The organism is Actinoplanes sp. M2I2 (genome assembly GCF_023544445.1).
Taxonomy (GTDB): Bacteria; Actinomycetota; Actinomycetes; order Mycobacteriales; family Micromonosporaceae; genus Actinoplanes.
This window is the reverse complement of record NZ_JALPVJ010000034.1, coordinates 59,726-80,487: the sequence shown is the minus strand read 5'-3', so window position 1 is coordinate 80,487 and position 20,762 is coordinate 59,726. Positions and strand designations below refer to the sequence as shown.

Here is a 20,762-nt window from a genome sequence, read left to right as displayed (position 1 = left end):
GACCAGTTCCGGCAGGACCCCGCCGTCACCCGTCAACGCAAGACCTTCCGCGTCGACCCGGCCCATCAAGTCATCGAGCAGACCGGCCGAGATCATGTCGTTCACCGTCTGCCGGGCCGGCGACACCAAGTCCGCCGACACCTGGACTCCTCGTGGATCATCAGTCATGGTCACCTGTGTACTCCTCGACATAGAAGTCGATCAGTTACACAAACCATCTGACACGCCCCAGGCCGGGTCACCGTCGCGCAGCGGCGGGTGGCCGGCCACCGGGAGGCGACCGCCTGCTCAGCCCACCAGAGAGCCACGGCGACCAACCGCCCAGCCGCAAGATGCTGACCGCAACCGGCAGGGTCCTGCTCCCTTGACCCACCACCCAGGCCCGCCCGCCCAAGGCGACCCTCGGTCCGGTGACCACAGCGCGGCAGCCAGACCACCTCGCCGCCAGGTGACCGCCCACCCTGACCAGGCAATCAGCAGCCCGCGACCCACCACGCACCCGTCAGAGGCCACCCCCCAAGGTCGGGGCCGAGGGTGACCAAGCTCAGACATAGATGCCTTACCGTCCGAGCTTGGTCACCCTCGGCCCCGACCGTCAACCGCAACCAAGCCGCCTCAACCAAACCCCAGACTCAGGCCCGCATAACCGTCGCAATCGGAATCCCCGCAGCCCGAAGAGCGGGTATGAACCCGCCCAGCACCCCAGCCACCAGCCCCGCGATGATCCCCGCCACCCCCGCCTCCCAAGGGAACTGCACATTCCGCAGAAGCGGCTCCGAGTTGCCGACCACCATCGACACCACCTTGAGCCCCGCGACACCCGCCCCGATCGCCGCAGCCGCCGTGAACAGCCCCGTCAGGAGCGTCTCGACCAGGACGATGCCGGCCAGCAGGAAGCGGGGCGTGCCCACAGCCCGGCGCAACGCGAACTCCTCGACCCGTTCGCCCACGGTGGCCAGCCCGACGTTCAGGATGCCGGCCACGCCGATCAGCAGGACCAGCCCCGCCATGGCGAAGAACACCAGCCGCATAAGGGTCAGCGTCTTCTCCTGTTCCTTGCGGGACTCCACGGTGAAGGCGTACGGCTCGTTGCCCAGCGCCTTGAGCTTGCTCGCCACGACCTGCTCGACCGGTGACCCCTCGACCATCATGAGGCGCAACTCGCCGCCGGTGTTCGGGTCGGCCAGCCGGGAGGTGGGCAGCCAGGCGGTGAGCTCGTCGAGGCGTACATAGGCCCGGGGTTGCTGGTCTCCGTCGTCGACCACGCCGGTGAACTGCGGTGTGACGTTGTTGGTGGCCCCGCCGACGCGCATCTCGGCCGGCACGTGGTGACGTTCGAACGCCTTGGCCGCTTCGAGGTTGAGCACCAGCCGGGGCGCCAGCGCCGGCACCGTCGTGAAGTTGAGCCACGTGCCCGACTCCTGGCGGAACGGCCGGAATTGGCGGACGTCGCCGGTCAGCGCGGTCAGACGCACCTCCACGGCCTCGCCTTTCGGGCCACCCACCGGTACGCAGCCCGACTCGTCGCAGCTCATCGGCGGGCCCCAATCCTGGTCGATCGGGGAGCCGCCCGGGTTGATCGGTTGCACCCCCGGTTCGCCGACGATGCCGCTGACGCCCAGCATCGCCACCGCGTCGGTGCGGCCTCGGACGGTCGCCGTCACCAGGTCGGCTGCCTCCTGCTGGGTCGGCACCTCCATGACGCGCGTGCCGTCGTACCCGGCTGTCAGTTCGAGGTCGGCGAGCAGCGCGCGTTCGGCGATGCTGGCGCCGGCCTGGACGACGACGACCGCGAGCACACCGAGGAACAGGCTGATCATCGACAGCAGGGTGCGGGTCTTGCGGGCGCGGATGCCCTGCAGGCCGATGATCAGCGATGACCGGAACCGGCCCGAGAAACGCCTCATCGTGCGGCCACCCGTTCGTTCAGCACACCGTTGACCAGGTCGTGGGTGCGGCCCATCCGGGCCGCGTGGTCACGGTCGTGGGTGACCAGGATCAGGCCGCAGCCGCGCTCGGTGGCCGCCAGCAGCGCGTCGATGACCAGCGTGCCCGTCTCGGTGTCGAGCGCGCCGGTCGGCTCGTCGGCCAGCAGGACCTTGGGGTCGCGGACGAGGGCCCGGGCGATCGCCACCCGCTGCTGTTCGCCGCCGGACATCTTGGCCGGGCGGTTCTTGGCCAGGTGCGCGATGCCGACCTGGTCGAGCGCCTCCATCACGCGGTTCCGTCGCTGCCGGCGGGGCAGCCAGCCCTGACCGTTGACCAGAGCCATCGCCACATTCTGGGCCGAGGTCAGGTGTTTGAGGAGGAAGAACCGCTGGAACACGAAGCCGAAGTGGGAGCTGCGCAGCCGGGCCGCGCGCCGCTCGGGCAGGCGGGCGATCTCCTGGTCCTCCAGCCGGTAGCTGCCGGAGTCGGGCCGGTCGAACAGGCCGAGCACGCTGAGCAGGGTGCTCTTGCCCGAGCCGGAGCGGCCGACGATGGCCACGCTTTCGCCGGCGTGGACGGTCAGGCCGACGCCGTCGAGGATCGTCCGGGGCTGCTCCTGGCCTTTGAGGACCTTGGTGATGCCGGCGAGTTCGATGAGCGGCGCGGTCACCCCGGGCCGCCCTTGCCGTTGTCGCCGCCGCCGTTCTCGGCGCCGGGCGGGGCGGTGGGCAGGTCGGGGCCGGGCACCGCGACGGTCTCGTCGCCCTTGAGGCCGCTCTTGATCTGGACGACCTTGCCGTCGGTGAGGCCGAGCACCACGTCGACGGTCTTGCGCTGCTGGTCGGGCCCGACGATGTCGACCTTGCCCTTGCCCTGGGTGCCGGCCACGGCCTCGACCGGCAGCACCAGCGCCTTGGACGCCTTGGCGGTGACCACTTCGAGGGTGACCTGGGCGCCGTTGATCAGCTTGATGCTGCCTTCCGGTACGCAGACCAGCCGCAAGCCGGTGGCTTCGGAGCCGTCGCTGCCGGTTTCGGTCTCAGCCCCGGGACCGGGCTGGGGCGCGGCCTGCGGTGCGCCCGAGGCGCCGGGTGACGGCGTGGGGGCGGTCGGCGGCGGCGGTTCGGGGATCGTGCCGGCGGGCAGGGCGGCGATGGTGCCGAGGGCGGTGCAGGAGAACGGGCCGGGGCCGTTCTTGATCTGGGCCCGTACGTCGGTGACGGCGCCGGACACCCGGTACGCCTGGGCGCTGTCGATCTCGGCGACGATGCCGTAACCGGCGTGCTTGGCCGAGACGATCGGCATGCCCGCCGTGACGTCGGTGCGGTCGTCCAGGAGCCGGCCGGCGAGGATCGAGTCCTTCGGGATCATCACCTTGCGCGGGTCGCCGTTGTCGTCCCAGACCGTGGCCACCCACTTGGGCCGGACGGCAGCCGTGGTGGACGGCTTCTTGTCGAGGTAGCGCAGCTCCCCGTCGGCCGGGGCGACGATGCCGAACACCGGGTTGATGGTGACCGAGCCGCCCAGGCTGATCTTGTTGCTGAGGTCCTGCCGTTTCGGCTTGACGGTGGTGAGCACCGTGCCGCGGGCTTCGAGCCCGGGCGTCGTGGTGCTCTCGTCGGGCGAGTCGCACCCGCAGAGGACCGCGGCGATCAGGACCGCCGCTCCCGCGCCGGTCACTCTGCGTGTGTGCACGTGTACCCCTTATGTCCGACCGAACGGATCTCTCCACGAGACCCGGCCGGGCAGAGGTTACAAGGCACGTGCAAGCGTCGATGTCCGGCCACCGCCGGCGAGGTCGGTCAGGCCGCGCGGACACCACCGCGCATCAGGTTCTCCGCCTCGCCGCCGCTGATCCGGTTGACCGAGCGGCACATGGGATTGTGGCACTCCAGCACGTACCGGGTCCGGACCTTGATCAGCGGGATGAAGAAGAGGCTGAACCGGGTGACTTCACGGATCAGCAACTGGCTGCCCGTATGACCACACACCCGGCAGGGAGCGCCGACCCAGCCGAGCGCGACCGGCTTGGTCCGGAAACCGAAGATGAGGAACATGGGCTGCTGTGTACCCACCGTGATGCCGGCTTACCCGGGCTCGTTTGATTTTCGGCGCGGGCGGGGAAGGACATCAAGGTCAGTTTTTCCCGATTCGAGGAGATGTGATGAGTGCGGTGACAGATCCCGCCACCGTGGGCGAATGCCTGCGGGTCGGCGCCGGTTTCTCACAGGGCGACCTCAACTGGATCGCCGAGCAGTTCGCCACGCTCGATGCGCGCCTGGCCGGCTTCCACGCCGATTCGACCGAGCTCGAGGTGTCGGTCAAGGACCGCGAAGCGCGCGGTCAGAAGGTCACGCTGGAGTGCTGGATCGCCGGCCGCCAGAAGATCGTCACCACCTCGAGCGAGGAGGACCTGCACGCGGCGCTGAACGACGTGCGTGACGACCTGCGCCGCAAGCTGAACGACTCGAAGACCAAGCAGGAGCCGCGCCACAACCGCCACCTGCGCGAGCACGCGGAGCCCGGCGAGGAACCCGAGCTCGTCGACTAGGAACGCTGAAAAAGGGGGCCCGGTCGCGAGCGCGGCCGGGCCCCCTTTCGCTCAGCGAGGGCGGGCCAGGCCGAGGTCGTACGCCACGATGGTCGCCTGCACGCGGTCGCGGGCGCCCAGCTTGGGAAGCAGGGCGTTCACGTGGGCCTTGACCGTGCCGGCGGTGATCCCCAGGACCTCGCCGATCTCGGCGTTGGACCGGCCGGTCGCCAGCTGGGTCAGCACTTCGCGCTCGCGCGGGGTGAGGCCGGTCAGGCGCGGGTCGTCGTCGCGGGCGGCGGTGACGGCGCCGGTCGCGAACGCGTCGATCAGGCGCCGGGTGACGGCCGGGCTCAGCATCGCCTCGCCGGCCGCCACCGTGCGGATGGCCGCCACCAGGGAGGCCGGCTCGGCGTCCTTGAGCAGGAACCCCGACGCGCCGGCGCGCAGGGCCTGGAAGACGTACGCGTCCTGGTGGAACGTCGTCAGCACGATCACCCGCGGCGGCCCGTCGCCGGCGGTGAGCCGGGCGGTGGCGGTGAGCCCGTCCATGCCGGGCATGCGCACGTCCATCAGCACCACGTCGGGGCGCTCGCGGGCCACGACCCGCAGGGCCTCGGCGCCGTCGGCGGCCTCACCCACGACGTCGAGGTCGTCCTGGGAGCCGACGATCGCGGACAGGCCCGCCCGCACCATCGCCTGGTCGTCCACCACGATCACACGGATTCCGATGACGGCACCTCCCTGCTCGGTGCGGGCTCGCGCCCGGGCGTCTGTGCGGGTCGCAGGCCGTCCAGCAGGCCCCGCATGGCGGTCAGCGCCGCGCGGGCCGCGTCGAGCACGCCGTCGAGGTCGTCGCGCTGGGCCGCCTCGGTGACCCGGGTGGCCGAGGTCAGCACCGAGGCGCGCAGGCCGTCCGCGACCCGGGCCCGCTCGGCCCGCGCCCGATGCCAGGCGTCAGCCGACACGACCGCGACGGCGCCCTCCTCGGTCCGGACGCGGCGCTCGCGGCGGCGGCGAGTGGCCCAGCCGGCCAGCCAGGCCGCGGTGAACGGCAGGGCGAGGGCGAACCAGGCACACGCCGCGGTGAAGATCATCAGAAACACCGTCGGGGCCGGACCGCCGGGCGGGGGAGCGCCGACGTAGGCCTCGTCCGCGGCGGTCCCCGACACGGCCAGCAGGACGGCCAGGCCGACCGAGGCCGACACCAGGCCGGCGACCAGGCCGATCCACGTCAGCTTGGGCCGGGTCGCGTACGCCGCCACCGCGTACGCCGCAGCCAGGTCGGCGCCGAAGCTGAACAGGAAGAGCCAGGCGTCCTCGGCCGGCGCGATGCCGACCGCCACCAGCAGGGGGCCGAGCCAGCCGGTCAGCGCCACGGCGATCAGCACCGTCCACGGGCGCTGCCGCCGCCGGAGCAGCGGCGCGGCGTGGGCCAGCACGGCCAGCAGGATCAGCGTGCCCGCCGCCGGTGACACGTCGCTCTCCTCGAGCAGGACGGTCATCCCGGACAGCGGCAGGAGCAGCGTGAGCAGGGTCAGGCCGGCATCGAGGACGACCTGGCTGCGCAACCAGACGCGCAGGCGGGCGGGCGCGGCCACCGCCGGGAGCTCCGCGCGGACCCGCCAGCCTCCCTCCGTACGGGGACCGGCCGTGACCGTCCCGCCGAACGCCGCCGCCCGTTCGCGCATCCCGGTCAGCCCACGCCCGCTGCCGAGCCCTTCGATCGGCGCCGCCGCGCCGTCGTCCTCGACGACGAGCGTCGCGCCCGACTCGTCGTACGTCCGGGAGAGCCGGACCGTCGCGCCCGGCGCGTACCGCAGGGTGTTGGTCAGCGCCTCGCGGGCGATGCCGTGCAACGCCTCGGCCTGAGCGGGCGGCGGCTCGCCCGACACGTCGACGTGGACGACCTGACCGAGCTGCCGGAAGTCGTCGGCCAGGTCGGCCAGATCGCTCGTCGCGGGCGCCTGGGGCAGCACGGCGACCAGTTCCCGCAGCGCCGTCAGCGTCTCCTGCCCGGTGCGGGCGGCGAACTCCAGCGCCTCGGACCGCAGCTCGGGCCGGCCGATGAATTGCGCCGCCGACGCGTTGACGACGATCGAGGTCAGGTGGTGGGCCGTCACGTCGTGCAGGTCACGGGCGAGCCGGCGCTGCTCGGCCGCCGCGGCGTCGCGGCGGGCCTGCTCGGCCTCCGCCAGCCGGTGGGCGGCGGCCGCGCGGTCGTCGAGCCAGCGCCGCCGGGCCCGGCCGAACGCCACGACCACCGCGTAGAAGACCACCGAGACGAGCAGGTCGAGCGGTTCGTCGCCGACGACCAGCACGGCCTGCAGACCCAGCAGCCCGGCCACGGCCAGCAGCGTCGTGCGGCGGGAGCAGCGCAGGGCCACGTGGAACAGGGCGATCGACTCGGCTGCCGAGAGGACCAGCAGCGCGTCACCGGGGACGAAGTATTCCTGCTGCGGGGTCGCCCACACGCCGAGCGCCAGCCCGCCGGCGACGACGGCGACCGCCACGACGGGCCGGCGGCGGCGCAGGACGAGACCGCCGCCCACCACGGCGATGATCGCGACCGCCGCGGCCGTGCGGGTGGGGTCGGCCCGGTCGAGCACCGGAGCGGGCCAGTAGGCGAGCTGCGCGACCGCGAGCAGCGCGGGCAGGATCCAACTCTTCCAGCGGGCCATGATGACCGCCACCCTATCTATGCCCTGGGGCAGGGGTCGGCATCCGGCCGCGGCCTGATTCGCCGCCGGGCCCGGATCGCCAGACTTTTGCGTATGGCTGCTCCGGAATATCACCGCCTCGCCCGCACCCCCGCCCACCGCTGGTGGCGGACCGTCCTCGCCACCCTGTTCATCTTCGTGGCCGGCGTGGTCGTCATCGTGTTCTCGTATCTCGTCGTCACCCTGGCCGCCGAGCTGGCCGGGCGGCCGGACAACGGGGACGGCCTGCCCAGCTTCGGCGAGCGGGCCGACCTGGGGATCGCCTTCCTGGGGATCGCCGCGTTCCTGCCGCTGACGCTGCTGGCCGCCCGCTGGATCCAGCGCCGCCCGGCCGGCACGCTGTCGTCGGTCACCGGGCGGCTGCGGTGGCGGTTCCTGCTGACGTTGCTGCCGGTCGCGCTGATCGGGGTCGTCGTGCTGCTCGCCGGCGGCACCGCGCTGACCGGGCTGACCGGCGTCGCGGACACCGGCCTGGACGACGACCTCGCGGGGTGGGGGCCGTTCGCCCTGTCGATGCTCCTGCTGCTGATCGTGGTGCCGCCGCAGGCCGCCGCCGAGGAGTATCTGACCCGGGGCTGGCTGTTGCAGGCGGCCGGCGCGGGATTCCGGCGGCCGTGGGTGCCGATCGCGTTCCAGGCGCTGGTGTTCGCCGCGGCGCACGGGTGGGGGACGCCGTGGGGGTTCGCCGACCTGTTCCTGTTCGGCTGTGTCACCGGGTGGCTGACCGTGCGGACCGGCGGTCTCGAGGCGGCGATCGCCCTGCACCTGATGAACAACCTGGTCGCCGCGGGGCTGGCCGCCGCGTTCGGGATGCTCACCATCACCGAGACGGCGGCCGACATGCCGTGGACGATGTTCGCCGTCGACGTCGTGGTCCTGTCGGCGTACGCGGCAGTGGTGGTGGCGCTGGCGAAGCGCCGGGGCCTGGCCACCCGAGGGCCGGCCGATCCGCAGCCGGTCGAAGCCCGGCCGGCCCCGGCCCTGACCGTCTGACCTCGACTATTTCGGTGCGGTCTCCAACCGCTGGGCCCGGTGCGCCGCCATGCGCACCGGGTCGTTGGCGAAGCCGTACCCGCGGTAGCCGTCGATGCGCTGGACGATCTCGAGGAAGACCCGATGGCCGAGCACCGGGGTGAAGACCTGGAGGTAGCGGCCGTGGTCGTCCTCGTCGTAGAGGGCGCCGAGCTCCCGTACGGTGCTGCGCAGGCCCGGCGGCAGGTCGGTGCGGGCGTCGAGGTCGTCGTAGTAGTTGCCGGGGATGGGAACGGTCTCGACGGCCGCCACGGTGCGGGCCAGGTCGTCGGTGAGCAGGGTGAGGCTCTGCGGGTGCGGGACGGCGGGGGCCCAGTCGCCGCGGCGCAGCAGGGGGACGCTCAGGGCCAGGCGCACGCGGCGGTCGGCGTTGCGGACGGCCAGCGTGCGGACCAGGCCGAACGGCGCCGCGAACTCGCCCGCCTCGTCGTCGCTCAGGCCCAGCACGCTGCGGTAGAAGAGGGCCGCCTCGTCGTAGCGGTCGAACGGCTGGGCCAGCGAGAGATGGTCGATGGCCGTGATCGGGCCCGGCGTCGCGGTCTCGCCGGTGGGAAGGAAGTCGTCGACCCAGCCGTGGTCGCTGCGGCAGAAGAACATCTCGGTCCCGTCGGGCGCGGCCACGGCGGTCAGATCGGCCTCGCTCAGCCGGCGGCGGCGGGGCAGCGGCTGCGCGAGCAGTTCGGCGGCCCGCCGCGCCGATGCGGCCGGGTCGGTGCTCTCCAGCGCGAACGCGCGGATGGCGGCCTCGCCCTCGGCCGGGCGGGGCGCTCCGGAGTTCAGCAGGATCCGGGCGGCGCCCTGCTCCCACAACTGGACGGCCTTGGAGCGGTGCTGCCCGACGTGGGCGAAGCCGAGCGCGCGGAGCTGGCTCTCCAGCTCGGGCCCGGTCCGCTCGTCGACGCCGAGCTCGGCGAACGCGATGCCCTCCAGCTGGGGTGCGGGGGTGAACGCGCCGGTCCGGGGCGCCGGCGCGGCATTGGCCGCCGCCGCGGGCGTGGCCAGGGTGCCGGTCAGAGCGATCAGCGAGCGGCGGGCGTCGACGGCGGTGCGGTGCGGGTCGGCCTGGCGGAAGACGTCGTTGAAGACCTCGAGCGACAGCGGGCCGCGGTAGCCGGCGTCGAGCACGGCCCGGGTGAAGCCGGTCAGGTCGAGGCGGCCCTGCAGCGGGAAGAGCCGGTGGTGCCGGCTCCACTGCAGCACGTCCATGTCAAGGCGCGGCGCGTCGGCGAGCTGCAGGAAGAAGACGCGGTCACCGGGCAGGCGAGCGATCTCCTCGTACGCGTCGGTGCGGGAGAGGACGTGGAAGCTGTCCAGGCACAGTCCCAGCGCGGGGTGCGCGGCGCGGCGGACGATCTCCCACGAGTGCTCCCACGTCGAGACGAACCGGCCCCAGGCCAGAGCCTCGTAGGCGATGCGCATGCCCTGCTCGCCGGCGAGCTCGGCCAGCCGCCGCAACTGGGCGGCCGCGAGCGCGTCGTCGTCGACGGTGTCGGGCGCGACGGACGAACAGATCAGGATCGTGCCGGCGCCGAGCCGCCGCATCACCTCGAGCTTGGCCCGGAACCGGCGCTCGACCGCGGCGAACCGGGCCGGGGGAGCACCCTCGGCGTCGCGGAACGGCTGGTACAGGTCGATGGTGAGACCGAGGTCGGCGACCCGCTGCCGGATCGCCTCGGGGGAGGCGGCCGACGCGACGAGGTCGTTCTCGAAGATCTCGACAGCGTCGAATCCGGCGGCCGCGGCCGCGTCGAGGCGGTCCTCCAGCGTCCCCGAGAGGCAGACGGTAGCAATGCTGGTGCGCGCCACGACGACCTCTTCCTCTATGTACGAACCAGTACGTTCACACTAGGGCCGGGCTGCGTGCCGGGCAACCGCTGCTGCCGCCGCGCGATCACCCCCATCGCGATGAGACCGCCAACAGGCACGCAACCGCGGCGGAACCACTCGACCCGCGAGTCGATCGAACTCGGTGCCGTCCAGCGGTCGGCACAGTGATGACTGTCATCGTCAAGCGTTGCGCCGTCGGAAAACGAAGGCCGCCAGGAGGGCTGCTCCCACGGGCCAGGCGAGGTCGCCGACCGACGGGTCAAGCAGGCCGGCATCAGGCAGCCACGCGCTCGAGTCAGGAAAGCGAGCCCTCAACACCGGACAGACGACGAGGTACATCGTCAGCGCCGAGGCCACCCCGGCCACGGGGCTGCGCAGAAGGCATCCCCAGGCCGCGCCGACGAGGGCGACGCTCGCCAGGTAAGGCGAACGCGCCGGAGCGGCGAGGGCAAGCGCGACGAGCAGAAGTGCCGCGCTTTTCGCAGCCGCCAGGTGGAGACGGCGCGGGACGGCCAGCAGGGTGGCGCGCACCTGACCGCCCGGCTCGTATTCCTGCGTGGCCGCGAGCACCCCGAACACCAGGAACCCGGCCTGCGTCCACGGCAGCGCCATCCGGATCGGATCGGACCCGGGTGCGGCCCGGTGCGCCGCCAGCGCGATCACCAGCGTGGCGGCCCAGGTCAGACAGGCGGTCCATCGCAACGACGGCAGCGTGACCAGCTTGCTGAGCTCGGCGTGCACGGCGTTCGTCCATCCGCTCAGGCGAGGTGTTCTGTCCGGGCGGGGTGGGTTCGCGTGGGACGAATCGGCCGGGTGGGATTGGCGGCGGGGGGCTCGACCGGGGTTCGGCGGGCGAGGGAGTTGCCACGCGGTCATGCCGGTCGCCGATGGAAGAGGTAGGCGGCGACGGCCAGCAGGGCGACCACCCACATGGTCATTACCAGGCCGGCGGTGACGGGGGAGATCCGCAGGTCGATCAGGTCGCTGCGGAGGAACATGTGCGCGCCGACGATGTCGGGCAGGTAGGCGGCCCAGGGCGTGAGCTTGGTCAGCAGGTACGACACCGAGACGACCGAGCTGTTGATGATGAAGACGGTCAGCGTGATCACCCCGTTCCGGAAGATGAGGGTCACGGCGTACGCGAGAAGGGCCAGCAGAACCCAGTAGAGGACGGCTGCGGCCATCCGGCCGGGCGCGAACGGCGGGGCGTGCTCGGGCAGGACCACGCGGGTCAGCCACACCGTCGCGGATGCGGTCAGCGCGCCCTGCACGGCGACGACCAGCACCAGCGCTGCTCCCTTGGCGACGAGCAGGTGGGACCGCCGGGGCATGGCGAGCAGCGTCGCGGTCATCTGGTGGGCGCCGGGCGCGTCGTCCCCGGTGGACGTGTACTCGCTGCTGACCGTCACCACGCCGAGGATCAGCGCGCCCAGCAGGCCGATCCCGAGATTCTCGTATCCCAGATCGGCGGTCTGTCCCGAGTCGATGGCCCGGCGCATCCCGGGTGCGTTGACGAGGACCAGGGCGGGCGCGGCGATCAATCCGAGCACCAGCCCCACCCAGGCGGTCGGCAGGCCGAGGAGCTTGCGCAGCTCGGCCCTCACCACGAGCTCGCGCCCGTCAGCGAGAGGAACGCCTGCTCGAGCGAGTCGTGCTCGCCGGTGACCTCGCCGAGCGTGCCCCGGGCGACCACCCGCCCGCCGTCGATCACGACCACGTCGTCGACCGGGAAATCCAGCAGGTGGCTGGAGAGCAGGACGGTGCGGCCCTCATCGGCGCAGCGGCGCAGGAACTCGCGCATCCAGCGGACACCGGCCGGATCGAGCCCGTTGAACGGCTCGTCGAGCACCAGCACCGCAGGGTCGCCGAGCAGGGCGGCGGCCAGCCCGAGGCGACGGCTCATGCCCAGCGAGAACCGGCCGGCCCGCTTGCCGCCCGCCCCGGCCAGGCCGACCACCTCGAGGACCTCGTCGACCCGTGCCCGGGACAGGCCGTTGCTCGCGGCCAGCCAGCGCAGATGGGCCCGGGCCGGACGGGCGCGATGGGCGCCGCTGCCGTCGAGCAGCGCGCCGACGACCGTCAGCGGGCGCGGCCAGGACGCGTACGGCTGATGGTTGATCAGTGCCGTGCCGCCGGCCGCTCGGTCGAGACCGAGCAGGATGCGCACGGTCGAGGTCTTGCCCGCGCCGTTGCGGCCCAGGAAGCCGGTGACGCGGCCGGGACGGGCGTCGAAGGACACCTCGTGCAGGATGCCGGGGCGGCTCACCCGGTCGATCGAAATCATGGGTCGAGTCAACCGGGATGGGGCCTCGGTGGCGTCGGACCACGGTCAGAACTTGCGGGGGCGTCTAGGACCAGGGTCCTAGAACTACAGTCGGCGGCATGAGCGCGAATCGTCGTCCGCAGAGGCGGTCCCGGGCCGTCCGGGTGCTGCTGACGGTCGGCGTGGTCCTGGCCGTGACCCTGGTGACCGGGGGCGCCGAGGGCGCGGCGGCGACGGTGGTCCCGGCCGTGCTCGTCGGGGGAGCGGCGGCCACCGCGGCGTGGGCCGTGGTCCGGTGGCGGGCCGACCGCAAAGCCTATGAGGAACGGCTGACGGCGTGGGCGGCGGCCGAGGCGGTCCATTCCGAACGATTGAAGATCGCCCGCGATCTGCACGACATCGTGTCGCACGGGCTCGGACTGATCACCGTGCGGGCCGCCTCGACGCGGCACCTGGGAAAACCGCCCGAGGTCGCCGCCGCTCTCACCGACATCGAGCAGGCCAGCCGGGAAGCCACCGCCGAGCTGCGGCGCATGCTGTCCGTTCTGCGCGAGGCGGCGCCGCTGTCCCCGGTCGACGACCTCAGCGTCCTGCCCGCCATCGTGCGCGCGGCCGAGAACGCCGGGATCCGTCCTGAACTCAGTGTCACCGACCTCGGGGCGGTGTCACCGGGCGTACAGGTGGCGATCTGCCAGACCGTTCGTGAGGCTTTGAGCAACACCGCCCGGCACGCCGGCCCCACCGACGTGCGCGTCCTGGTCCACCGGGACTTCGAGGTGCTGGTCGTCTCGGTCGACGACGCGGGGCCGGCTCCGGGCTGGTCGCAGGCGCCGGGCGCCGGGCACGGGCTCCTCGGCCTGCATGAGCGGATCAATGCCCTGGGCGGCACCCTCGCCACCCGCCACGACGACGGCGGCTTCCGGCTGACCGCCCGCATCCCCGACGAGGTGTCCGCTCCGTGAGTCCCGTACGTGTGCTGCTCGTCGACGACCAGCCCCTGCTCCGGCACAGTCTCGCGATCATCGTGGACAAGGAGCCCGATCTCGAGGTGGTCGGCCAGGCCGGGGACGGCGCCGAGGCGGAGCGGCAGGCCCGCGCCACCCGGCCCGACGTGATCCTCATGGACGTCCGCATGCCCCGGGTGGATGGCCTCGAGGCGACTCGTCGCATCTGCGCCGACCCCACCCTCGACGGCACCCGCGTGCTGGTGCTCAGCATGTTCGAGCTCGACGAGTACGTGCACGAGGCGCTGCGGGCCGGAGCCTCCGGATTTCTGCTCAAGGACGCGCATCCCGACGAGCTGGTGGCCGCCGTCCGCCGCACGCATCAGGGTGAGTCGCTCTTCGCCTCGTCGATCCTCACCCGCCTGGTCGACCACTTCGTGTCCGCGCCCGGCCCAGGGCGTGACCGTCCGTCGCTGCGGGGTCTCACCGCGCGTGAGGTCGACGTGCTCACCCTGGTCGCCGGCGGTCTGTCGAACGACGAGATCGCCGGCGCGCTGGTGGTCTCGGTGAAGACGGTCAAGACCCACCTGACGCACCTGCTGGCCAAGCTGCGGGCTCGAGACCGGGCGCAGCTGGTGATCGCCGCCTACGACGCCGGACTGGTCCGGCCGAGGGCCGCCGACACCCGGCCACAGGTTGCCGAAGCCCGGCCGCGGGCCGCCGATGTCCGGCCGAGGGCCGCCGATGCCGGGCCGCGAGGCGCCGATGTCCGGCCGCGGGCCGCCGACGCCGAGCCACGGGTTGCCGATACCCGTCCGCGGGTTGCCGAGCGCACCGTCCACCCGGGACACTGGCGCCGTGACCGATGATCTGTCGACGAAGCTCAACGTCGAGGTGCCGCATTCCGCCCGTGTCTGGAACTACTGGCTCGGCGGCAAGGACAACTTCGGCGCCGACCGTGCGGTCGGCGACCAGGTCAAGGCCGTGTTCCCCGAGATCGTCGACGCGGCCCGGCAGACCCGGGCCTTCCTGGGCCGCGCGGTCACCTACCTCGTAGCCGAGCAGGGCATCCGCCAGTTCCTCGACGTCGGCACCGGGCTGCCCACCGTCGACAACACCCATGAGGTCGCGCAACGGGTCGCCCCCGATGCCAGGATCGTGTACGTCGACAACGATCCGCTCGTGCTCAGCCACGCCCGCGCGTTGCTGACGAGCACGCCCGACGGCGTCACCACGTACATCGACCGGGATCTCAAGGACGCCCCGGCCGTGATCGAGGAGGCGCGGCGCACGCTCGACTTCTCCCGGCCGGTCGCGCTCATGATGCTCGGCGTGATGGGCCACGTCGAAGATCCGGCCGAGGCCCGCGCCATCGTCCGGGCGCTGGTCGACGAGTTGCCGTCCGGCAGTTTCCTCACGATGTCCGACGGCACGGCCACAAGCGAACGCGTCATCGAGTCGCACCGTCAGTACAACGAGAGCGGCGCCGTCCCGTACCACTTGCGCGAGGTGGCCGACTTCGCCGCGTTCTTCGACGGCCTGGAGCTGGTAGAGCCCGGCGTCGTCCCCATCCCGCAATGGCGTCCCGCGACCGACGACGGGGTCACGGTCGACGGATACGCCGGGGTCGCGCGCAAGCCGTAGCCGACTCCGTCGAGCTGGCGCGGACGCCGTGGTGCACCCGTTCGGATTGCCGTGGACGAGTGGTCGGCCTAGACACGTTGGCGGGCGCTGTGGATGAGCCGGCGCGTTCATGCGGGCAGTGGATGAGCCGGTCGGGTTGGCGCGGACGCTGTGTATGACCCGGCGCGTTCACGCCGAGGCTGTGGACGAGACGGCGGGTTGGCGCGGGGGCTGCGGATGCCCGGCGGGTTGGCACGGGGGCTGCGGATGCCCGGCGGGTTGGCACGGGCGTTGTGGATGACCCGGCCTGCCGAAGGTCTTGCGCGGCCGAGGGGTCCTTGAGACGCGTCTTTCACGCCGGGGCTGTGGATCGGCCAGCCGGTCGGGTTGGCGCGGGGCTTGTGGGAGACCAGGTCGGGTTGATCCGGGAGTTGTGGATGACCCAGCGCGTTCACGCGGAGGCTGCGGATGACGTGGCGCGATGGCGCGGTCTGGACGAGCCGGCGCGTTGGCGCGCGGCTGGGAATGAGACGTGTGGGTCGGCGCCGGGCTGTGGAGGAGCCGGGCGGATCGACGCGGGGCTGTGGAGAAGCCGGCTGAGTTAGTCGTCGAGCTCGAAATGCACAATGACGATGTCGCTGTCCGCTCGCAGCTGTGGGTAGTAGTCGCGCAGGCCGGGCAGGACGCCGGCGGCGTCGGCGAAGCCGTCCTCGCGGGCCTCGTCGTCGGTGATGCTGTCGACGCGGCGGGCCACCGTGGAGGTGATGCGCCCGGGCAGGGACACCTCTCCGAAGACCAGCAGAGCTGGTCCGACGTGCACCGGGTCGTCGAACCGCATGGTCACCCGTTTGCCGCCGGCTCGGACGGCGGGCAGATGGGCGGCGCGGAATCGTAATTGTTGCGGTTGCCGGGCCGGCCCGCGATAGCTGTGCGGCAGCAGGTCGGCGATCGGCGTCACCTGGTGGCCGTCAGCGGCCGGGATCACGACGCCGATGTCCGGGAAGTAGTCGGCCAGCACCTGCCGATCCCGTCCACAGGGCGCCAGGACACCCCGGCCCGCGTCACCGACGGCGACGATGAGACGCGGCGCTCTGGCGCCGGCCGCTCGAGCCACCGCCAAAGCCACGAGCTCGGCGCAGGGGCCACCGGGGAAGTGATACAGATTCAGACCGACATGGGTACGGCCGTGCTCGTCGAGCACGGCCGCGGCCACAGTGTGGACGTTCTCGTCTCCGTGGGCCCGGACGACCGCACGTGCGGCTTCCACCAGAGCGGCTGAGGCAGTGGCCACGTCTTCCAGCTGGGTCACGAGGCGAGCCTAGCGATCTCGCCCAGGTCAGGACTGTCGGCGTGCGACGAGCGCTCGGCGGAGGCAGCCCCGTGCGGCTGTCGTCATGGTGAGAGGCCGGCGATCTCGTCGGGGCGGTCCCCGTGCGACGAGTGCTCACCAGAGGAGCCCAGTGCGGCTGTCGTCACGGTGGGAGGCCGGCGATCTCGTCGGGGCGATCCCCGCGCGACGAGTGCCCAGCAGAGGAGCCCCGTGCGGCTGTCGTCACGGTGAGAGGCCGGCGATTCCGTCAGTGCTGTCCGCGTGCGACGAGCGCCCAGCAGAGGCAGCCGAAGGCGGCCGTCGTGGCGAGGGTGCGGACGAGGTTCCAGGTTGTCCAGCGTGCCTCGTCGAAGGCGGCGCGCACGGCGCCCAGGTCGGCGATCCGATCGGGGTCGCCGGCGGCCTTGATGGCATCGTTGAGCGGCACGTGGACGCTGACGGTGATCGCGAAGACGACGACGTAGAGCACCAGCGCGGCCAGCACCCACGGCAGCAGGTGCCGGCCCGGGTTGAGGAACGCCGAGACGGCTGTGAACAGCAGCGCGCCCACGAAGCTGATCAGGAACCAGGGATTGAGGATCGCGCGGTCGAGGGCTTGAAAGGCGCCCACGAACGTACGGTCGTCGGTGCGGCCCAGCCCGGTCATCACGGTGTGCTGGTAGAGCCCGAACACGCCGGCCATCAGTCCGGTGGTCATGGTTGCCGCGATCAATGCGGACACCCTCAATGCGTACATGCTTCCAGTCAAGCGGCGCCTTGCGTTGATCTCCATCGTCGAGCGTCCACAAGCCATGCGCGGGACGCGCACTCGCGACCTCAGCGACCGTGGTCCTCACGACCGGCGCCGGGTCGCCGGGAGCGGCGGGCGGCGATCAGGGTCCAGGCGATGTCGATGACGAAGATGAACGTCCAGATGCGTCCGGCGCTGTAGAGGAACGACGCGCCGCCCTCACGAGTCCCGTTCAGCACGTCGGCGCTGCCGCGCGCCAGTTCCAGCAGCCACGACTCCGCGAGGACCACCAGCACGATCTGGGCGGCGGCATAGACGGCGGCGTGCTCGGCCAGCTTGCGATACGGCGACTGGGTCGGCGAGGGCGCAAGGCTCCCCGCCGGCGCAGCGTCCCGCGCGGGCGAGTGCCCGGGCGAGAGAGACGACACGACCTCCGGAAGGGGCGTGGACGTGTGCGTCGGCTCGGGCGAACGCCCGGCTATGGAAATGTGTGCCGGTTCAGGTGAGGTTCCGGCTGTGGACGTGTATGCCGGTTCAGGTGAGGTTTCAGCTGTGGATGGGTGCGCCCGCTCGGGCGAGGGCTCAGCTGTGGATGGGTGCGCCGGGTCGGATGAGGGTCCGGCTGTGGATGGGTGCGCCGGCGACGAGTCAAGTGTTGACGTGTGTACCCCTGAGGACGAGGACGTGGGAGCCGGCGGCTTCGGGTCGGTGAGGTCTGAGGGCGTCGGCGGCGGCACATCGGCTACGCCCACAGCACGCACCGACCAGGGCACCAGCACCGCCCCCGACAGGATCACTGCGGCAGCCAGGAGGCACGCCAGCGCCCACGGGCCGGCGTCGTAGAGCACCCCGGCCGCCAGCGACCCGATCAAGCCGCCCAGCAGCACGGCCGCCTCGTACGCGCCCATGCCCCGGCCGACCCGGGAGCCGGAGGCCTCGGCGATCACGGCCTGCTGGATCGGGATCACCGCGGCCCACGCCGCGCCGCTCAGGATCCACAGCGCGGCGATCACCCACGGGTTGGGTGCCCACGCCAGACTCGCCGCGAAGACCGCCGAGGCCACCGACGCGACGGCCAGCACCCGGGTACGCCCGTAGCGCAGCACGAACCGGTGCAGGCGGGTCGGCAGCAGCGCCATCGCGACGGCGCCCGGCAGGAAGACGTAGGCGATCTCGACGATCTCCAGGTCGAAGCGCCGTTGCAGGTGCAGCAGGAGCAGCAGCCCGACGGCGGCCTCGGCGGTCATGGTGATCACCACCGCCAGCAGCATCGGGCGCAGCCGCCGCAGCGTGCTTCCGGGCAGGGGTGGCGCGGGTGGCACCGCCCGGGCCGGCGCGCTCGCCAGCGCGACCGCCGCGAGCACGCAGGCCGCCGCGCAACCCAGGAACACAGCGCGGTAGCCCAGCACGCCCAGCGCCGTGAAGCCGGCCACGAAGGCGATCCAGGCGCCGTTCTCCTCGGCCGCGGTCAGCCGCGGGTAGACGGCGCTGTCCTCGGCCAGCCGTTCGCCGGCCATGGCTCGTACCGAAACCCACAGCAACGCCCCACCGACGCCGCCGACCGCCGCGGCGCCGTAGGCCACCACCAGGCTCCCGGCGAAGGCGTAGCCGAGGCAGGAGATCGCGTAGAGCAACGCCCCGGCCGCCGCGACCCGCCGCCGATCCCGTACGTCGGCCAGCCACCCGGCGACCGGCCGGGCCGCCACCGACACCGCCAGCTCCACCGCGACCAGCACACCGACCTGGGTGGCACTGGCCCCCAGCGCCGCCCCGGCCCACAACGGCAGCAGGAAGTCGAGCAGTTCCCGCGGCCCGTTGGCCAGCGCCGCCGACAGCAGGGTGCGTGACTCTCGGGCCTGGGCCGGCGCGGTACCCCGTTCCACACCCGACACCTTACGGACCGGGGTGGGCGCCGAGCTGCCCCGCCGGACCGGTCAGTGGCGCTTGGCGGCGATCCGGGCGCGGACGCGGGCGATGCGAATGGCTTCCTTGAGGGTCTGGACGTCGTAGGCGCCGTAGTGGCGGCGGCCGTTGATGAAGAACGTCGGGGTGCCGGAGACGCCGCTGAGGTCGGCCGACTCCAGGTCGGCGGTGATCCGCTCCTTGCAGTTCGTCTGCATCATGTCGTCGTGGAACTTGTCCTGGTCGAGGCCGAGTTCGCCGGCGTAGTCGAGCAGGTCCGCGATGCGCAGGTGGTCCTGGTGGGTGAACATCAGGTCGTGCATCTCCCAGAACCGGTCCTGCATCCCGGCCGCCTCGGATGCCTGCGCGGCCAGCTGGGCCTGGGGGTGCACGTCGGTCAGCGGCAGGTGACGCCACACGTACCGCAGATCGTCGTCGGTCATCAGCTCGCGGACGACCGGCTCGGCCCGGCCGCAGTACGGGCACTGGAAGTCGCCGTACTCGACCAGGGTGACCGACGCGCCGGCCGGGCCCCGCACATGATCGCGGTCGGGGTCGACGTCGGGGATCAGATCGATCAGCTCCTCGACGTCGCCCAGCAGCGCGACCGCCTTGCGCGGCTTGGGCAGCCGGTTGGTCACCCAGAAGACCGTCCAGGTGACCAGCGACGCGCCCGGGATGGCCAGCAGCAGGCCGAGCTTGGCCTCGGAGAGCTCGGGCTCCTCGAACGCCAGGTTCGCGATCAGGAACGACACGGTGAAGCCGATCCCGGCGATCGTGCCGGTGCCCAGCACGGACGCCCAGCCCGCCCCGGGGCGGATGCGGCCGCCGCTGAGCGACGTCACCAGGGCTGACACACCGGTGATGGCGACCGGCTTGCCGATCACGTACGCAAGGAAGACGCCTATCGTGACCGGGGACGTGAGGGCTTCGCCGAGGAAGCCGCCGTCGATGGCGATGCCCGCGTTGGCCAGGCCGAACAGCGGCACGATCAGGTAGCTGGCCACCCCCGACCACGTACGGGTCAGCCGGTCGTTGGGTGACAGCGACCGCAGCAGGCCCATGCGGGCGAACCGCGCGAGCTCGGGGGTCGGCTGCTCGCGGAACGACCGGAACAGGTCACTGGCCTGCTGGAGGTCGTCGCGGCCGGGGGTGTACGCGGCGGCGGCGAGCCCGATGGCCAGGCCGGACACCACCGGGTCGATGCCGCTCTGCAGGGTCGCGCCCCAGACGACCAGGAACACCGGCAGGTAGATCCAGCCGCTGCGGACCCCGGCCCGCACCATCACGAGGGTGAGGGCGAACGCCGCCACCGCGATGAGCAACGGCATCGCCCGGATGTCCTCGGAGTAGAAGACCGCGATCACGATCAGGGCCACCACGTCGTCGACCACCGAGACGGTCACCAGGAACAACCGGGCCTGTACGGGCACGTGCCGGCCGACCAGGGCGAGCAGGCCCAGCGCCAGCGCGGTGTCGGTCGACATGGCCGCGCCCCACCCCGCCGCGCCGGGGCCGCCGCGGTTGATGAGCAGGAAGATGCCGATCGGCAGGGCCATGCCGACGATGCCGGCCAGCGCCGGGAGCACGAACCGCCGCCGGTCGCGCAGGTCGCCCAGGTCGAACTCGCGCCGCGCCTCCAGACCGACCACCAGGAAGAACAGCGTCATGAGGCCGCTGTTGACCCATTCCCGCAGGTCGAGGTCGATGCCGTCGCCGCCGAACCGGATGCTGACCTCGGTGTGCCAGAACGACTCGTAGCTGCCGTCGGACACGTTCGCCCAGATCAGCGCGGCGACGATGGCGCTCACCAGCACGCCCGCGCTGCCCGCCTCGGTGCTCAGGAAATCGCGCAGGGGGGTCGCGACCCGGCGGGTCCACCGGGTGGTGGTGCCGGAGTCGGCGCTCAGCTCGGTCGCGTCACTCACGGGA

At 72.2% G+C, this 20,762-nt stretch carries 18 protein-coding genes and 1 pseudogene; 5 read left to right on the top strand and 14 right to left on the bottom strand.

Translation table 11 applies throughout. The features are described 5' to 3' along the window. Positions 1-632 precede the first annotated feature (632 nt). The 4 genes from HJC40_RS41810 to HJC40_RS41795 all read right to left on the bottom strand — a co-directional run bounded on the left by HJC40_RS41810 (position 633) and on the right by HJC40_RS41795 (position 3,986). Positions 633-1,907, bottom strand: coding sequence for an ABC transporter permease (locus tag HJC40_RS41810; RefSeq protein WP_250009251.1), 1,275 nt, complete (start codon positions 1,905-1,907; stop codon positions 633-635). Further along, positions 1,904-2,599, bottom strand: coding sequence for an ABC transporter ATP-binding protein (locus tag HJC40_RS41805; protein WP_250009250.1), 696 nt, complete (start codon positions 2,597-2,599; stop codon positions 1,904-1,906). Before HJC40_RS41805 ends, HJC40_RS41810 begins: the two co-directional genes overlap by 4 nt. After that, positions 2,596-3,624 (bottom strand): efflux RND transporter periplasmic adaptor subunit, encoded by a 1,029-nt coding sequence (locus HJC40_RS41800; protein WP_250009249.1) that lies wholly within the window; start codon positions 3,622-3,624, stop codon positions 2,596-2,598. The genes HJC40_RS41805 and HJC40_RS41800 overlap by 4 nt, the downstream gene beginning before the upstream one ends. Before the next feature lie 107 nt (positions 3,625-3,731). After that, positions 3,732-3,986: a zinc-ribbon domain-containing protein gene (locus HJC40_RS41795; protein WP_250009248.1), complete on the bottom strand. Its 255-nt coding sequence runs from the start codon at positions 3,984-3,986 to the stop codon at positions 3,732-3,734. Positions 3,987-4,093: 107 nt separating this feature from the next. On the opposite strand from HJC40_RS41795, the gene HJC40_RS41790 reads away from it, so the two are divergent. Then, a complete protein-coding gene (locus HJC40_RS41790) occupies positions 4,094-4,480 on the top strand; it encodes an HPF/RaiA family ribosome-associated protein (RefSeq protein ID WP_250009247.1) in 387 nt (128 codons plus the stop codon). A 51-nt stretch (positions 4,481-4,531) separates the two neighbouring features. Here the strand turns inward: HJC40_RS41790 and HJC40_RS41785 are convergent, their stop codons facing one another. Next, positions 4,532-5,191 carry a response regulator transcription factor gene (locus tag HJC40_RS41785; protein WP_250009255.1) on the bottom strand — a complete coding sequence of 220 codons (660 nt, stop codon included), beginning with the start codon at positions 5,189-5,191 and terminating at the stop codon, positions 4,532-4,534. Next, positions 5,176-7,140 carry a sensor histidine kinase gene (locus tag HJC40_RS41780; RefSeq protein ID WP_250009245.1) on the bottom strand — a complete coding sequence of 655 codons (1,965 nt, stop codon included), beginning with the start codon at positions 7,138-7,140 and terminating at the stop codon, positions 5,176-5,178. The genes HJC40_RS41785 and HJC40_RS41780 overlap by 16 nt, the downstream gene beginning before the upstream one ends. A 93-nt stretch (positions 7,141-7,233) precedes the next feature. Between HJC40_RS41780 and HJC40_RS41775 the strand changes: the two genes are divergently transcribed. Continuing rightward, positions 7,234-8,172 carry a CPBP family intramembrane glutamic endopeptidase gene (locus HJC40_RS41775; RefSeq protein ID WP_250009244.1) on the top strand — a complete coding sequence of 313 codons (939 nt, stop codon included), beginning with the start codon at positions 7,234-7,236 and terminating at the stop codon, positions 8,170-8,172. Between the two features lie 6 nt (positions 8,173-8,178). Here HJC40_RS41775 and HJC40_RS41770 read toward each other — a convergent pair whose 3' ends face one another. From HJC40_RS41770 to HJC40_RS41755, 4 genes are all read right to left on the bottom strand, one after another. Continuing rightward, positions 8,179-10,017 carry a sugar phosphate isomerase/epimerase and 4-hydroxyphenylpyruvate domain-containing protein gene (locus tag HJC40_RS41770; protein WP_250009243.1) on the bottom strand — a complete coding sequence of 613 codons (1,839 nt, stop codon included), beginning with the start codon at positions 10,015-10,017 and terminating at the stop codon, positions 8,179-8,181. Between the two features lie 201 nt (positions 10,018-10,218). Next, entirely contained in the window at positions 10,219-10,779 is a 561-nt protein-coding gene (locus HJC40_RS41765; RefSeq protein WP_250009242.1) for a hypothetical protein, read from the bottom strand. Positions 10,780-10,910: 131 nt separating this feature from the next. After that, entirely contained in the window at positions 10,911-11,642 is a 732-nt protein-coding gene (locus HJC40_RS41760; protein ID WP_250009241.1) for a hypothetical protein, read from the bottom strand. Next, on the bottom strand, positions 11,639-12,322 hold the full coding sequence (locus HJC40_RS41755; protein WP_250009240.1) for an ABC transporter ATP-binding protein: 684 nt from the start codon (positions 12,320-12,322) through the stop codon (positions 11,639-11,641). Before HJC40_RS41755 ends, HJC40_RS41760 begins: the two co-directional genes overlap by 4 nt. A 98-nt stretch (positions 12,323-12,420) precedes the next feature. Here HJC40_RS41755 and HJC40_RS41750 point away from each other — a divergent pair, with 98 nt between their 5' ends. The 3 genes and pseudogenes from HJC40_RS41750 (at position 12,421) to HJC40_RS41740 (ending at position 14,889) form a co-directional block, all read left to right on the top strand. Beyond that, positions 12,421-13,263, top strand: coding sequence for a sensor histidine kinase (locus HJC40_RS41750; protein ID WP_250009238.1), 843 nt, complete (start codon positions 12,421-12,423; stop codon positions 13,261-13,263). Between the two features lie 56 nt (positions 13,264-13,319). Beyond that, positions 13,320-13,940: pseudogene (locus tag HJC40_RS41745) on the top strand (response regulator); the annotation flags it as partial. Between the two features lie 127 nt (positions 13,941-14,067). Beyond that, positions 14,068-14,889, top strand: a complete 822-nt coding sequence (locus HJC40_RS41740; RefSeq protein WP_284044488.1) for an SAM-dependent methyltransferase — start codon at positions 14,068-14,070, stop codon at positions 14,887-14,889. A gap of 580 nt (positions 14,890-15,469) precedes the next feature. Here HJC40_RS41740 and HJC40_RS41735 read toward each other — a convergent pair. From HJC40_RS41735 to HJC40_RS41720, 4 genes are all read right to left on the bottom strand, one after another. Then, complete coding sequence (locus HJC40_RS41735; RefSeq protein WP_250009236.1) at positions 15,470-16,177, bottom strand: dCMP deaminase; 708 nt, start codon at positions 16,175-16,177, stop codon at positions 15,470-15,472. Between the two features lie 268 nt (positions 16,178-16,445). Then, positions 16,446-16,895 (bottom strand): DUF1772 domain-containing protein, encoded by a 450-nt coding sequence (locus tag HJC40_RS41730; protein WP_250009235.1) that lies wholly within the window; start codon positions 16,893-16,895, stop codon positions 16,446-16,448. Positions 16,896-17,014: 119 nt separating this feature from the next. Then, positions 17,015-18,811, bottom strand: coding sequence for an MFS transporter (locus tag HJC40_RS41725; protein ID WP_250009234.1), 1,797 nt, complete (start codon positions 18,809-18,811; stop codon positions 17,015-17,017). Positions 18,812-18,862: 51 nt separating this feature from the next. Next, complete coding sequence (locus HJC40_RS41720; RefSeq protein ID WP_250009233.1) at positions 18,863-20,758, bottom strand: Na+/H+ antiporter NhaA; 1,896 nt, start codon at positions 20,756-20,758, stop codon at positions 18,863-18,865. Positions 20,759-20,762: the final 4 nt, after the last annotated feature.

Coding starts and splice junctions, on each gene's coding strand:
- HJC40_RS41810 (WP_250009251.1), bottom strand. CDS start 1,907: ATGAGGCGTTTCTCGGGCCGGTTCCGGTCATCGCTGATCATCGGCCTG.
- HJC40_RS41795 (WP_250009248.1), bottom strand. CDS start 3,986: ATGTTCCTCATCTTCGGTTTCCGGACCAAGCCGGTCGCGCTCGGCTGG.
- HJC40_RS41790 (WP_250009247.1), top strand. CDS start 4,094: ATGAGTGCGGTGACAGATCCCGCCACCGTGGGCGAATGCCTGCGGGTC.
- HJC40_RS41780 (WP_250009245.1), bottom strand. CDS start 7,140: ATGGCCCGCTGGAAGAGTTGGATCCTGCCCGCGCTGCTCGCGGTCGCG.
- HJC40_RS41775 (WP_250009244.1), top strand. CDS start 7,234: ATGGCTGCTCCGGAATATCACCGCCTCGCCCGCACCCCCGCCCACCGC.
- HJC40_RS41755 (WP_250009240.1), bottom strand. CDS start 12,322: ATGATTTCGATCGACCGGGTGAGCCGCCCCGGCATCCTGCACGAGGTG.
- HJC40_RS41750 (WP_250009238.1), top strand. CDS start 12,421: ATGAGCGCGAATCGTCGTCCGCAGAGGCGGTCCCGGGCCGTCCGGGTG.
- HJC40_RS41730 (WP_250009235.1), bottom strand. CDS start 16,895: ATGACCACCGGACTGATGGCCGGCGTGTTCGGGCTCTACCAGCACACC.